Source organism: Algibacter ulvanivorans (genome assembly GCF_048381495.1).
GTDB lineage: Bacteria > Bacteroidota > Bacteroidia > Flavobacteriales > Flavobacteriaceae > Algibacter_B > Algibacter_B ulvanivorans.
This window is the reverse complement of the sequence record NZ_JBLWGD010000005.1, coordinates 156,863-170,557: the sequence shown is the minus strand read 5'-3', so window position 1 is coordinate 170,557 and position 13,695 is coordinate 156,863. Positions and strand designations below refer to the sequence as shown.

General features: G+C 33.4%; 16 protein-coding genes and 1 pseudogene. 10 read left to right on the top strand and 7 right to left on the bottom strand.

Translation table 11 applies throughout. The features are described 5' to 3' along the window. Nucleotides 1–19: 19 nt before the first annotated feature. The 8 genes and pseudogenes from trpD (at nucleotide 20) to ACNG5D_RS12885 (ending at nucleotide 6,618) form a co-directional block, all read left to right on the top strand. Entirely contained in the window at nucleotides 20–1,012 is a 993-nt protein-coding gene (gene trpD, locus ACNG5D_RS12920; RefSeq protein WP_418183940.1) for an anthranilate phosphoribosyltransferase, read from the top strand. Beyond that, nucleotides 1,012–1,797 (top strand): indole-3-glycerol phosphate synthase TrpC, encoded by a 786-nt coding sequence (gene trpC / locus ACNG5D_RS12915; RefSeq protein ID WP_418183939.1) that lies wholly within the window; start codon nucleotides 1,012–1,014, stop codon nucleotides 1,795–1,797. The genes trpD and trpC overlap by 1 nt, the downstream gene beginning before the upstream one ends. Beyond that, a pseudogene (locus ACNG5D_RS12910) lies at nucleotides 1,794–2,390 on the top strand (phosphoribosylanthranilate isomerase); the annotation flags it as partial. The gene trpC and the pseudogene ACNG5D_RS12910, both read left to right, overlap by 4 nt. A 51-nt stretch (nucleotides 2,391–2,441) precedes the next feature. Further along, nucleotides 2,442–3,623, top strand: a complete 1,182-nt coding sequence (gene trpB / locus ACNG5D_RS12905) for a tryptophan synthase subunit beta (RefSeq protein ID WP_418184076.1) — start codon at nucleotides 2,442–2,444, stop codon at nucleotides 3,621–3,623. 121 nt (nucleotides 3,624–3,744) lie between these two features. Further along, entirely contained in the window at nucleotides 3,745–4,509 is a 765-nt protein-coding gene (gene trpA / locus ACNG5D_RS12900) for a tryptophan synthase subunit alpha (RefSeq protein WP_418183938.1), read from the top strand. A 12-nt stretch (nucleotides 4,510–4,521) separates the two neighbouring features. Continuing rightward, the gene (locus ACNG5D_RS12895) at nucleotides 4,522–5,802 is read left to right on the top strand and encodes an NAD(P)/FAD-dependent oxidoreductase (protein WP_418183937.1); all 1,281 of its coding nucleotides are present in this window, start codon (nucleotides 4,522–4,524) and stop codon (nucleotides 5,800–5,802) included. After that, a complete protein-coding gene (locus ACNG5D_RS12890; RefSeq protein WP_418183936.1) occupies nucleotides 5,802–6,251 on the top strand; it encodes a tRNA (cytidine(34)-2'-O)-methyltransferase in 450 nt (149 codons plus the stop codon). The genes ACNG5D_RS12895 and ACNG5D_RS12890 overlap by 1 nt, the downstream gene beginning before the upstream one ends. A gap of 67 nt (nucleotides 6,252–6,318) precedes the next feature. Then, nucleotides 6,319–6,618, top strand: a complete 300-nt coding sequence (locus ACNG5D_RS12885) for an EF-hand domain-containing protein (protein ID WP_418183935.1) — start codon at nucleotides 6,319–6,321, stop codon at nucleotides 6,616–6,618. Between the two features lie 49 nt (nucleotides 6,619–6,667). Here the strand turns inward: ACNG5D_RS12885 and ACNG5D_RS12880 are convergent, their stop codons facing one another. From ACNG5D_RS12880 to ACNG5D_RS12865, 4 genes are all read right to left on the bottom strand, one after another. Further along, complete coding sequence (locus ACNG5D_RS12880) at nucleotides 6,668–6,895, bottom strand: VF530 family protein (RefSeq protein WP_418183934.1); 228 nt, start codon at nucleotides 6,893–6,895, stop codon at nucleotides 6,668–6,670. Next, complete coding sequence (locus ACNG5D_RS12875; RefSeq protein ID WP_418183933.1) at nucleotides 6,895–7,110, bottom strand: DUF6500 family protein; 216 nt, start codon at nucleotides 7,108–7,110, stop codon at nucleotides 6,895–6,897. The genes ACNG5D_RS12880 and ACNG5D_RS12875 overlap by 1 nt, the downstream gene beginning before the upstream one ends. Nucleotides 7,111–7,123: 13 nt before the next feature. After that, the gene (locus ACNG5D_RS12870) at nucleotides 7,124–8,401 is read right to left on the bottom strand and encodes a DEAD/DEAH box helicase (protein ID WP_418183932.1); all 1,278 of its coding nucleotides are present in this window, start codon (nucleotides 8,399–8,401) and stop codon (nucleotides 7,124–7,126) included. Nucleotides 8,402–8,612: 211 nt separating this feature from the next. Further along, nucleotides 8,613–9,293 carry a uracil-DNA glycosylase family protein gene (locus ACNG5D_RS12865; protein ID WP_418183931.1) on the bottom strand — a complete coding sequence of 227 codons (681 nt, stop codon included), beginning with the start codon at nucleotides 9,291–9,293 and terminating at the stop codon, nucleotides 8,613–8,615. Between the two features lie 99 nt (nucleotides 9,294–9,392). On the opposite strand from ACNG5D_RS12865, the gene ACNG5D_RS12860 reads away from it, so the two are divergent. After that, nucleotides 9,393–9,527, top strand: a complete 135-nt coding sequence (locus tag ACNG5D_RS12860) for a 30S ribosomal protein THX (protein WP_418183930.1) — start codon at nucleotides 9,393–9,395, stop codon at nucleotides 9,525–9,527. Between the two features lie 135 nt (nucleotides 9,528–9,662). On the opposite strand, the gene yaaA is transcribed toward ACNG5D_RS12860, so the two are convergent. The 3 genes from yaaA to ACNG5D_RS12845 all read right to left on the bottom strand — a co-directional run bounded on the left by yaaA (nucleotide 9,663) and on the right by ACNG5D_RS12845 (nucleotide 12,318). Further along, on the bottom strand, nucleotides 9,663–10,421 hold the full coding sequence (gene yaaA / locus ACNG5D_RS12855) for a peroxide stress protein YaaA (RefSeq protein ID WP_418183929.1): 759 nt from the start codon (nucleotides 10,419–10,421) through the stop codon (nucleotides 9,663–9,665). Between the two features lie 301 nt (nucleotides 10,422–10,722). After that, nucleotides 10,723–11,757 carry an RluA family pseudouridine synthase gene (locus tag ACNG5D_RS12850; RefSeq protein ID WP_418183928.1) on the bottom strand — a complete coding sequence of 345 codons (1,035 nt, stop codon included), beginning with the start codon at nucleotides 11,755–11,757 and terminating at the stop codon, nucleotides 10,723–10,725. Nucleotides 11,758–11,760: 3 nt separating this feature from the next. Then, nucleotides 11,761–12,318 (bottom strand): PASTA domain-containing protein, encoded by a 558-nt coding sequence (locus tag ACNG5D_RS12845; RefSeq protein ID WP_418183927.1) that lies wholly within the window; start codon nucleotides 12,316–12,318, stop codon nucleotides 11,761–11,763. A 321-nt stretch (nucleotides 12,319–12,639) separates the two neighbouring features. Here ACNG5D_RS12845 and ACNG5D_RS12840 point away from each other — a divergent pair, with 321 nt between their 5' ends. Next, nucleotides 12,640–13,623, top strand: a complete 984-nt coding sequence (locus tag ACNG5D_RS12840; protein ID WP_418183926.1) for a D-alanine--D-alanine ligase — start codon at nucleotides 12,640–12,642, stop codon at nucleotides 13,621–13,623. Nucleotides 13,624–13,695 lie beyond the last annotated feature (72 nt).

Here is a 13,695-nt window from a genome sequence, read left to right as displayed (position 1 = left end):
CACCAAAAGTCAATAAAAAATGAAAGACATTCTAAACAGACTTATAAATCACGAAACCATATCTACTGCAGAAGCAAAACAAGTTATTGTTAACATATCAAACGATATGTACAACCCAAGCCAAATAACTTGCTTCCTATCTGTTTTCATGATGCGAAGTATTACTCTAGACGAGTTAAAAGGATTTAGAGACGCTTTGCTTGAGCTTTGTTTGCCAATAGATTTAACCGATTTTAATGCCATAGACATTGTAGGAACCGGAGGCGATGGCAAAAACACGTTTAACATTTCTACCCTATCATCATTTATAACTGCAGGTGCAGGAGTTCATGTATCTAAACATGGTAATTATGGAGTATCATCAACTTCAGGCTCATCAAACGTTATGGAACATTTAGGCGTAAAGTTTTCTAACAATCAAGACTTTTTAAAGCGCAGTTTAGAACAAGCTGGCATTTGTATATTACACGCGCCTTTATTTCATCCAGCAATGAAAAACGTTGCTCAAATTAGAAAACAACTAGGTGTTAAAACATTTTTTAATATGTTAGGCCCATTGGTAAACCCATCGTTTCCAAAAAACCATGTACTTGGTGTATTTAACCTAGAAGTATTACGCTTATATAGCTTTTTACACCAAAATACAAAAAGCAATTATAACATTGTTTATGCCTTAGATGGTTATGATGAATTATCTTTAACAGGAAAAGCAAAAATTATATCTAACCATACAGAAAAACTATTCTCGCCAGAAGATTTAGGCCTTTCTACCATAAAACAAGAAGCTATTTTTGGAGGAAATACGGTAAAAGAAGCCGCCCATATATTCACAAACATTATTAATGGAAAAGGCACCGAGGCACAAAACAATGTAGTTTGCGCCAATGCAGGTTTAGCCATTGCAACAAGCAAACAAATTACACATAAAGAAGGCTTTGAAATTGCAAAAGAATCATTGTTTTCTGGAAAAGCAAAAACAAGTTTAAATACATTGATTGAACTAAGTAAATAATGAATATACTAGATAAAATAACTTTAGATAAGCGTAAAGAGGTTACACTTCGTAAAGGTTTAATACCTGTTTCTCAGCTAGAACAATCTGTATTATTTAACAGGCAAACTGTTTCGTTAGCCAATAACCTTAGAAAAAGTACCTCTGGAATTATTGCAGAACACAAACGCCGTTCGCCATCAAAATCTGTTATAAATAACAACTTAAACGTTCAAGATGTAGCAAAAGGTTACGAAAGTGCTGGTGTTTGCGGCATGTCGGTTTTAACCGATGGAAAATACTTTGGGGGTTCTTTAGACGATTTATTAACAGCTAGAGCAAGTTGTAATTTACCTTTATTAAGAAAAGAGTTTATTATTGACGAATACCAACTTTTAGAGGCCAAAGCTTATGGTGCCGATGTTATTTTATTAATTGCAGCAATTCTTACTAAAAAAGAAATTAAACAATTCTCGGAGTTTGCCAAAAGCCTAAATCTAGATGTGCTTCTAGAGGTTCATAACGAAGAAGAACTACATAAATCGATAATGCCAAGTTTAGATATGTTAGGTGTTAACAACCGAAATTTAAAAACTTTTAATGTTAGCTTAGAAACTAGCAAAAGTTTAAGCCATTTAATTCCAGATGATTTTGTAAAAGTATCTGAAAGTGGCATTAGTAACATCGAAGCTATAAAAACATTACAACCTTACGGATACCAAGGCTTTTTAATTGGCGAAAACTTTATGAAAACCGATAACCCAGGAGCAAGTGCTACAACGTTTATTAAAACTTTAGAAAAATGAAACTAAAAGTTTGCGGCATGAAATATCAAGATAACTTAAAACAAGTTGCAGCATTGCAACCAGATTATCTTGGCTTTATATTTTATGAGAAATCTGCTAGAAACTTTAATTTAAACACCCTTCCAGAGTTACCAAAATCTATAAAAAAAACGGGCGTTTTTGTTAATGCCGATATAAATTTTGTTCTAGAAAAAATAGACCTTTATAACTTACAAGCGGTTCAGTTACACGGAGAAGAATCGGCAGAATATTGTAAAAAAATACAAACTAAAAACGTTGAAATTTTAAAAGTATTCTCAATTAAAAACGAATTTAATTTTGATGCTTTAATCCCTTACGAAAATGCTTGCCATTTTTTCCTGTTTGATACTAAAGGAAAATTACCTGGAGGAAACGGCTACACCTTTAATTGGAATGTTTTAAACAACTACCCATCAAGAAAACCTTTCTTTTTAAGTGGTGGCATAGGCTTAAATGAAGTAAATAATATTAAACAATTTGCAAATAGTAAAGCTTCTAAATATTGCTATGGTATAGATGTAAATAGCAAATTTGAAATTGAACCCGGTTTAAAAAATATATCAATTTTAAAAGAATTTAAAAACAACCTTAACAAGGTTTTAGATAATAAAAAAGAACATGTTATGAATTATAACGTAAACGAAAAAGGATATTATGGCGAATTTGGTGGCGCATTTATTCCAGAAATGCTGTACCCAAATGTAGAAGAATTACGCCAAAACTACCTAAAAGTTATGGCCGAGCCCGATTTTAAAGCCGAGTTCGATAAGCTTTTAAAAGATTATGTTGGCAGGCCATCTCCGCTCTATTTTGCTAAACGCCTATCTAAAAAATACAACACCAAAATATATTTAAAACGAGAAGATTTAAACCATACCGGCGCGCATAAAGTAAACAATACTATTGGGCAAATTTTAATGGCAAAACGCCTTGGCAAACAACGTATTATTGCCGAAACAGGTGCTGGGCAACATGGTGTTGCCACCGCAACAGTTTGCGCTTTAATGGGCTTAGAGTGTATTGTGTATATGGGCGAAATAGACATCGCTAGGCAAGCGCCAAATGTAGCCAGAATGAAAATGTTAGGCGCCAAAGTAGTTCCTGCATTATCTGGAAGTCGTACCTTAAAAGATGCCACAAACGAAGCTATTCGAGATTGGATTAACAACCCTGTAGATACGCATTACATTATAGGATCGGCCATTGGCCCGCATCCATACCCAGATATGGTAACACGCTTTCAGTCGGTTATTTCAGAGGAAATTAAATGGCAATTAAAAGAGCAAGAAGGTCGTGAAAACCCAGATTACGTAGTTGCTTGTATTGGTGGCGGAAGCAATGCAGCGGGAACATACTACCATTATTTACACGAAGAAGATGTAAAAATTATTGCGGTTGAAGCTGCTGGTTTAGGTGTTAATTCTGGCGAAAGTGCAGCTACTTCGGTTTTAGGTAAAGAAGGCATTATTCATGGTTGTAAAACGTTATTGATGCAAACCAAAGACGGACAAATTACCGAACCTTATTCTATTTCGGCTGGACTAGATTATCCTGGTGTTGGCCCTATGCACGCGCATTTAGCTAAAACTGGTCGGGCAGAGTTTATGGCCATGACCGATAATGATGCTATGAATGCTGGCTTAGATTTATGTAAGCTTGAAGGTATTATTCCTGCCATTGAGAGCTCGCATGCTTTAGCTATTTTCGAACATAAAACTTTTAAACCAGACGATGTCGTGGTGGTTAGTTTGTCTGGTCGTGGCGATAAAGATTTGAATAATTATATTGAATATTTTAAAATATAAATTGAAAACGTTACACACGCGTTAGGGATTGAACGGCATGTTTGAGCTCCCCGACTTTTTTTGGAGGGAGCGAGTAGTGAAAGCCCGACCCTTGTGGTAACGCCCAAAAAATAAAACAAAAATGAACCGCATTCAAACCAAGTTACAAGAAGATAAAAAATTACTGTCTATTTACTTTACGGCAGGATACCCAAATATTGACGATACCGTTACTATAATTGAGAATTTAGAAAAAAATGGGGTCGATATGATTGAAATTGGGTTACCCTTTAGCGATCCTCTTGCCGATGGGCCAACTATTCAAGATAGCTCTACTAAAGCTTTACAAAACGGCATGACTACCGAGGTGCTTTTTAAACAGTTAAAAGATATTAGAAAAACAGTTAATATTCCCTTAATTATAATGGGGTATTTTAACCCCATGTTTCAATATGGTGTGGAGGCATTTTGTAAAAAGTGTCGGGACATTGGTATTGATGGTTTAATTATTCCTGATTTACCTGTTGATGTTTACCATGAAGAGTACCAAGCTATTTTTGAAAAATACGGTCTTACAAATGTGTTTTTAATTACACCACAAACTAGCGATAAGCGTATTAGGTATATTGATTCTATTTCTAATGGTTTTATTTATATGGTTAGCAGCGCAAGTACAACTGGTGCACAATCGGGTTTTGGTAATGTGCAAACACAATACTTTGAGCGCATTGCAAATATGAACTTAAAAAACCCGCAGGTTATTGGTTTTGGTATTAGTAATAACGAAACGTTTACTCAAGCAACAGAATACGCTAAAGGCGCTATAATTGGAAGCGCTTTTGTAAAGCATGTAACAAACCAAGGTGTTAATACCATTGATGCTTTTATAAAAACCATACGGCCGTAAACTTTATACAAAATGAATAGTCCCGAAAAAATTGTAATTGTTGGCGCTGGTTTTGCAGGGCTAAGACTTGCTCAAGATTTAATAAACCACCCAAATTACGAGGTATGGCTAATTGATAAACAAAATTACCACCAATTTCAACCCTTAATGTATCAAGTGGCTACGGCAAGACTGGAACCTGCAAGTATTTCGTTTCCGTTAAGAAAAGTTTTTCAAAAAGCTAAAAATGTTAGAATTAGAATTACAAAAGTATCTGAAATTAATTTTGATAGTAAGTTTGTAAGTACGCCTATAGGTAATTTTAACTATAACCACTTAGTGTTATCTATTGGTTGTACAACAAATTATTTTGGCAATAAAAACATAAAAAAGTTTGCTTACCCCATGAAAACTATTCCTGAGGCTATACAGCTTAGAAATAGAATTCTGCAAACTTTTGAAGACGCTTTAAATACTACACAACCCGAAAAACTTCAAGCTTTATTAAATTTTGTTATTGTTGGTGGCGGTGCTACTGGTGTAGAATTGGCAGGTGCTTTGGCAGAAATGAAAAAGAATATTTTGCCTAAAGATTATCCAGATAAAGACTTCTCTAAACTTGTTATTTATCTATTAGAAGGTAGCTCTAATACACTTAGCCCAATGAGCGATGGCTCGCAAAAAATGTCGCAACAATACCTTGAAGAACTTGGTGTACAAGTAAAAACTAACACTTTTGTTACCGACTATAATGGCAATACCGTAACATTAAATTCTGGCGAGCAAATACCATCTAAAAACGTAATATGGGCGGCAGGCGTAACTGGAAATATAATAAAAGGGTTTCCAGAAAACTGTATAACTAGAGGCAACAGATTAGTAGTTAATCGTTATAACCAAGTTAAAGGTTTAAATAAAGTTTATGCCTTAGGAGATATCGCTTATATGGAAACAACTAACTACCCAAAAGGACACCCACAAGTAGCTAGTGTAGCTTTGCAGCAAGCCTCGCAATTAAGTAAAAACCTAAACAAATTAAGTAAAAACAAACCTTTAAAAGATTTTGAATATGTAGATAAGGGCTCTATGGCTACCATAGGTAAACGAAAAGCTGTTGTAGATTTTCCAAAATTTAGCTTTCAAGGGCGTATGGCATGGTTTACATGGATGTTTATACATTTAATGCTAATTTTAAGTATTAAAAACAAACTACTTATTTTTATGAATTGGATGATTAGCTACTTTAATAACGATAGTACATTAAGAATAATTATAAAACCTGCCGCTAATAAAGTTAAACCTAAAAAAGAATAATGCCTTTAAATATTGTTTTAATTGAACCTGAAATACCTAATAATACAGGAAATATAGGTAGGCTTGCGTTAGCTTCTGGTTCGCATTTACACTTAGTTAAACCCTTTGGTTTTGAAATTAGCGACAGCCGGTTAAAACGTGCTGGTCTAGATTATTGGCAGCATTTACAAATTACTTATTACGAAAACATTGATGAGTTTTTTAAAATAAACAAGGATAAAGACATGGCCTTTCTTTCTAGCCATGGCTCAAAAAACCATTGGGATATTCCTTTTAAAGACGATATGTTTTTAATTTTTGGAAAAGAATCTGTTGGGCTACCTAAACCATTAATTGAAAAACACAAAAACCAACTTTTTAAAATTCCACTTTATAGCGAACATGTAAGAAGCTTAAATCTTGCCAATGCTGTAAGTATTGTTATTTATGAAGGTTTAAAAAATATTTAATTACCTTTAAACTATTTATAAAATAAATAGTCTAAAGTCTTAGTTAATAATTCAAATCTTGATATATATGAAATCTACCACTTTAAAATTAGGAACCATTGCTTTCGCCTTTTTTGCATGCTCTTTTAGTGCCCAATCTCAAGAAAAAAAAGCACCAAATATTGATAAGAGATTTAAAAAAATAGACACAAACGATGATGGAAAAATCACTTTAGATGAATTTAAAGCTGTGAAAAGAAAAAATGAAGTACCTACAGATCAATTAGAAAATCGTTTTAAAAGAATGGACCAAGATTCAGACGGATTTGTTACCCTTGAAGAATTAAAAACAGCTATGAATAAAGCAAAGAAAAAAGGAAAAAGATAATACACAAAAAAGGCTTAAATATTAATATTTAAGCCTTTTAAATTTAAAATTACCTTCTGGTATTTTTTAACATGTTTAAATACATGTTTTCTACTTTAGTTCTAGCCCAAGGCGTGCGTCTTAAAAATTTTAAACTCGATTTTACTGATGGATTATTTGTAAAGCATTTAATTTTTATAGTATACCCCATATATTCCCAACCGTAGTGCGCAACTAAATCGTTTATAATTTGCTCTAATTTAATACCGTGTAACGGGTTGTTAGGCTGAGTTTCCATTATAAGTTATTAACTAATTTTTTAATTCTTACAGCCTTTTCAAAATGATCTAACTTATGGGTTTTAATCCACCATGTAGCTGCTTCCATTAATAACTCGGGGTTATCATTCTTATTTTTAAAAAAAGCATAAAAAGATACGCCTACATTTTCGCCTTTAGCAGCAATCTTTTTATCGCAAACTTCAATAATTTTATCTTTTAAAATTTTTTGCATTATATATTAAGTACTATTTACGTTTATTACTATTCTGGGTAGAACGTCTGGATTTGTTATTTCGGTTAGTGTTTCTACTAGAATTACCCGATTTATTTCTAGAGCTATTACGCCTTTGTCTGCCTTGTCCAGGTTTTATTGGTGTTGTTGATGCATTAGGGTCGGGCTCAAAACCTTTAATAATCTCGACAGGTAATTTTATATCAATTAATTTTTCAATACCTCTTAAAAAACTAGTTTCGTCTGCACTAACTAAAGATAAAGCTTCGCCTTTTGCTCCTGCCCTGCCTGTTCTACCAATTCTATGCACATAATCTTCAGAAACATTTGGTAATTCAAAATTAATAACATGAGGTAATAGCGGAATATCAAGCCCGCGAGCTGCAATATCTGTGGCAACTAAAACGCGTACACGCCCACTTTTAAAACCCGATAATGCTTTCGTTCTTGCACCTTGGCTTTTATTACCATGAATGGCGGCAGCAGTTATTCCAGATTTCATCATTTTTTCTGTTAATCTGTTGGCACCGTGCTTAGTTCTTGTAAACACTAAAACTTGTTTCCAATTACCTTCTGTAATTAACTTTATAATTAACCCTGTTTTTAAACCTTTAGCAACTCTATATACTTTTTGGTTAATAGCCTCGACCGTTGTGTTTTCTGGTGTAGCTTCAACCTGCACAGGATGGTTTAAAATACCATGCGCTAATTTTTTTATTTCTTTAGAAAAAGTTGCCGAAAACATTAAGTTTTGGCGCTTTACAGGCATCGATTTAATAACCTTTTCTATATCTCTTAAAAAGCCCATATCCAACATTCTATCGGCTTCATCTAGCACAAAAATCTCTACACGTTTAATGGATAATAATCCTTGGCTTTGTAAATCCAATAATCGTCCCGGTGTTGCCACTAAAACATCTATACCCTTGCGTATTGTTGCTACTTGAGGTTTTTGGTTTACACCGCCAAAAATTACTGCACTACGTAAATTTAAAAACTCGCTATATTCTCTAACATTAGCATAAACTTGTGCCGCTAACTCTCGTGTTGGTGTTAAAATTAAAGCACGTATTGGTCTGTATTTAGCCTTTGGATTTTCTGATAATAAATGTAAAAGAGGCAGCGTAAACCCTGCTGTTTTTCCCGTTCCTGTTTGTGCAGATGCTAACACATCTTTCCCTTCTAAAACGGGTGGAATTGCTTTTTGTTGAATAGGACTTGGAGTGGTATACCCTTTTTTACTAATTGCTTTTAATAAGGCTTCGGATAAGCCTAAAGATTGAAATGACATATATTGTTTTTACGAAGACCCTTTTGGGCTTTTTTGAGATAACAAAACATGATGCGTTATACCTCCTTTACCTTCTAATTAATGTGCAAAGGTACAGCTAATTTTAGGATTATAATTTACTTGCTTGAATTTGTGAGAAAAATAAACTAACTTCGTTTAACAATCGATAAAGTTCATTAAATTGAAACTTTATTTTTGTATTAAACAGTTCTCAAAAAAACTCTCGATACTGCATTACTCGAAAATCGAAGGTATTAAAATTTGGGTTTTTAGCTTTTAGCTGTTTATAAATCGGCAATCTACTTATAGAAATATTTGCCGCTCCAGAGCCAGAGGTTAAAGACACCGTTTTTATAATACGAGGTAATTGCTTAGTTTCTTGCCTTACACATGGCATATTAAATTTATGTATTCTTGGCACTTCATTATTTACCAATTCTAATTTTAAGTTGTATGTTTTTAAATGCTTTCTAAAAAAATACTCGGGTCCGTTTTTACTATTTCCGCCTGTAAACAAAAGTGTATCTACATTAGGATATTCATGCAAGTAGGCTATTACATCGCGAAGTTTAATGTTTTTCATGCCCAAATCTGAGGCATCAATTTTTTCGCGCTCGGCACTTTCTACAATATCGCAAACGCCTATTTTATGCTTTATTAAAAATGCTTTTCGCTCTTTAATAGCTGCTTTAGAGTTATCGAAACGCAAACCCAAATTATGTATTTTATCTATAAATAACCAAAGGGAATTGTAATAACTTCCGTAGCAAAAATCTACATCCTTCTCTAAAAGTTCTCCTGTTGAAAATCTTGGTGGCGGTAAAGTGCCTACAATAAGTTTTGTGGTGTCTTTTTTAATAAATGGTTTGTATGGATGCTTGTGTTTAAACATAAATTAAACTTGCTTTTTTACTTTAAAATTGGTATATTAAATAGCATTATAAAGATAATGAGATTACTAACCTTTAAGGGTTAAAACAATAAATTTATTATGGGAAAAGGCGATAAAAAAACAAAACGAGGAAAAATAAATCGAGGCACATTTGGTGCCAAACGACCTAGAATTAAAAAAAAGCCAACCATAGAAAACAAAATTGATATTGGTAACAAAGCCAAAATAAAATAATCTTGGTTTATTAAATAACAGAAAAAAATTGTAACCTCAAGAATAATTATGCTTTTAAAATAAAATTAAAATCCCTGAAAATTATAATAGTTTTCAGGGATTTTGCTTTATAACATTTATGGGCAAAAAGTATATTTATCGTATAAAAACCAGTTCGTTTTCTTTAGACATAGGCTCGCTAAAGCTATACCCATCATAATTAAAGCCTTTTAAATCGTTAATTGTTTTAGCGTTAGTATCTACTACATAACGCGCCATCATGCCGCGAGCAGCTTTAGCAAAAAACGAAATCATTTTATATTGTCCATTTTTAAAATCTTTAAAATTTGCTGTTACAACTGGTGTTTTTAAAGCTTTAACATCTATGGCTTTAAAATACTCGTTACTGGCTAGGTTTAAAAACAGCTCGCCATCTTCAAGTTCTTCATTTATGGCTTTTGTAATGTCTTTTTTCCAGAATTCGTATAGGTTTTTTTTAACACCAACTTTTAGTTTTGTTCCCATTTCTAAACGGTAAGGTTGCATTAAATCGGTTGGTTTTAAAACGCCATATAAACCAGAAAGTATACGTACGGTGTTTTGAAGCGTATCTAACTTTTCTTCTGGAATTGTGTACGCATCTAAACCTCTATAAACATCGCCATTAAAGGCATAAACTGCTGGTCTTGCATTTTCTGTTGTAAATGGTAATTGCCAATTTTGGTTTCGCTCGTAATTTAATTGGCCTAATGCATCAGAAATACTCATAAGTTTAGACAAACTTTTAGCAGATTTTGTTTTTAGTAATTTGTTTAAGCGTGCAGATTGTTTTAAAAAAACGGGGTCTGAATGCTTTGTTGTTGGCAGCGGTGTTTCAAAATTTAACGATTTTGCTGGAGATATTACTAATTTCATAACGTGTTTTCTGTTTTCATTTCCGCGAAAGCGAAAGTCTAAATTGCTTTTCCATTTCAAATTTACAACTAGTATTTTACTTTAAAAATTTAACCTTAGTTTTATTTATGATATGGTTATAAATGGAATTTATGTTGTTTAAATTTATATGTTAAAATAGTTAAATTTAAACACAGCTTATCTTGCGTTAAGGATTGCGGCATTGTTGAAGCTCTTTTTGTGTTGTTGCGCCTATGCAACACAAAAAAGCGACTGCCAAAAGCCTGACCCTTTTTAGGGTAACGCCCAAATGTATTAGGTATTAAATATCTTGATGTTTTGAGTAAGCACGCCACTTTTCTATACATTGTTGCATATCGTCTGGAATTGGCGTATTAAACTGCATAAATTTTCCGGTTGTTGGGTGCTGGAAGCCTAATGTTTTGGCATGTAATGCTTGGCGTGGCAAGGCTTTAAAACAATTATCTACAAACTGTTTGTATTTTGTAAATGTGGTGCCTTTTAATACTTTTTCTCCGCCATAGCGAACATCGTTAAATAGGGTATGGCCAATGTGTTTCATGTGTACACGTATTTGGTGTGTACGCCCTGTTTCTAGCTTACAAGACACTAAGGTTACGTAGCCAAGACGTTCTATAACTTTGTAATGTGTAATTGCTGGTTTTCCTTTATCGGCTTCGTCATCTAGAAAAACGGTATTTTGTAATCGGTTTTTAGGGTGCCTGCCAATATTACCTTCTATAGTGCCTTGGTCTTCTTTTAAATTACCCCAAACTAAAGCTATGTATTCGCGTTCGCTGGTTTTATTAGCAAACTGTGCCGATAGATGTGCCATAGCTTTTTCGGTTTTGGCAACCACCAAAAGTCCGCTTGTGTCTTTATCTATTCGGTGTACTAATCCTGGGCGTTCGCTAGAGTTATTTGGCAAATTATCAAACCTATAAATTAATGCATTTATAAGTGTGCCCGAATAATTTCCGTGGCCTGGGTGTACAACCATTCCGGCATCTTTATTTACAACAAGTAAATCTTCATCTTCATAAACCACATTAATATCTATATTCTCGCCTACTAATAGGTTTTCAAAAGGGGGATGCTCAAACAACACTCTAATGTTATCTAAGGGTTTTACTTTGTAGTTAGATTTTACTGCAACATTGTTTACATAAATACTTCCTGCCTTTGCTGCGGCTTGTATTTTATTACGTGTTGCGTTTTCAACAAAATTCATTAAATATTTGTCTATACGAAGTGGCGCCTGCCCTTTATCTACAGTAAAGGCATGGTGTTCGTAAAGGTTATTCTCGTCTGGTAATTGTGGTGTATAATCGTCCATAATTTACGGTCGGTTTCCATTACCAAGTACTAAATCTATTACCGATGTTCTTGCTAATTTATCGCCTGCTTTAAGGGTATTTCCTTTATGGCTAAGCTTTAAAACCATGTTTTTACCTATATTATCAACGTAGGTTATTTTCCCTACTTTAAAACCTAAAGCTTCTAATGTTGGCTTTACTTGCCTGTAAGTTTGGTCTATTAATCCTTGCGGAATATTCATTTTTCTATAACCAGAAGGGTTAAGTGTTAAATAAATTTTTCTTCCATCTTTAACTTGAGTTCCTGCAAGCGGCTCTTGTTCTATAACCGAAAATTTTGGATAATCAGGGTTATAATTTGCAGAATCCTGTATTTTCATAACCAAATTATTGTCTTTAAGTTCCAACTCGGCAACACTTATCGATTTTCCTGTAAGTTCTGGTACTGTTTCAAAATTACCATGGTTAGTGGTTATATTTAACCATTTTAACATAAAAAAACACAATAAAACCAATGCTACAATAGCCAATAAAAGTTGTAAAAAAAATGTTTTACTGGTTAGAAATTTAATAATGCTCATTTGAAGAATTTTGAATTAGGCAAATATATAAAAACAGAACTGTTTTTTCTTTTGCAATATATATGATATTTTAGCTTAACTAATAATACATACGTTTTATTATTGGTTTTAGTTGTAAACAAACACAATTAATAATTTTTAGTTTACTATTAAATATATTTATGGCGTTACCACAAGGGTCGGGCTTTCACTACTCGCTCCCTCCTACGTCGGGGAGCTCAAACACACCGTTTAATCCCTAACGCGAGGCAAAACAGTAAGCAAGTTATAAAACTAAATTTAAAATAAAAACAACCTCTGTAGAGAGTAAAAATAATATTAATGAAAAAAAATATTGGCATTATAATGGGCGGCTATTCTAGCGAATACAAAATCTCATTAAAAAGTGGTAACGTTGTATACGAAACGCTTGATAAAACCAAATACACCCCATACCGCATACATATATTTAAAAATAAATGGGTTTATGTTAATGATAACAATGAAGAGTTCCCGATAGACAAAAACGATTTTTCTATAAATGTCGACAACTTTAAAGTAACTTTCCACTGTGTTTTTAATGCCATACATGGCTCTCCTGGAGAAGACGGTTTTATGCAAGGCTATTTCAAACTATTAAACATACCGCATACAAGCTGCGATATGTATCAAGCCAGTTTAACCTTTAATAAACGCGACTGCCTAAGCGTATTAAAACCTTACGGCATAAAAACCGCCCAATCGTTTTACATAAATCTTGGCGACACCATTAATGAAGACGCTATAATTACCAAAGTAGGTTTACCCTGTTTTGTAAAGGCCAATAAAGCCGGAAGCAGTTTTGGTGTTAGTAAAGTACATAAAAAAGAAGATTTACAAAACGCTATTAATGTAGCATTTAAAGAAGACGACGAAATTATAATAGAATCCTACCTTGATGGTACCGAGGTTTCGGTAGGTGTTATAACTTTTAAAGGAAACACCAAAGTTTTGCCTATAACCGAAATTGTATCGGAAAACGACTTTTTTGATTACGAAGCAAAGTATTTAGGAAAATCGCAAGAAATAACTCCAGCAAGATTAACTCCAGAGCAAGAACAAAAAGTTACCAATGAAGCAAAAAAAGTTTACGAAATTTTAAAAATGAAAGGCTTTAGCCGAAGCGAATTTATTTTTAAAGATGGCGAACCACACTTACTAGAAATGAATACTGTACCCGGATTAACTCGCGAAAGCATTTTACCGCAACAAGCAGCCGCAGCCAATATTACATTAGCCCAACTGTTTGATAATGCTATTGAAGAAGCCTTAAAAAACCACGAATAACACTTCTTGTTTATTAAAAACCAATTATATAATAAATTTAAGAGTCTTATATTTACAATAAATAACTTTCTC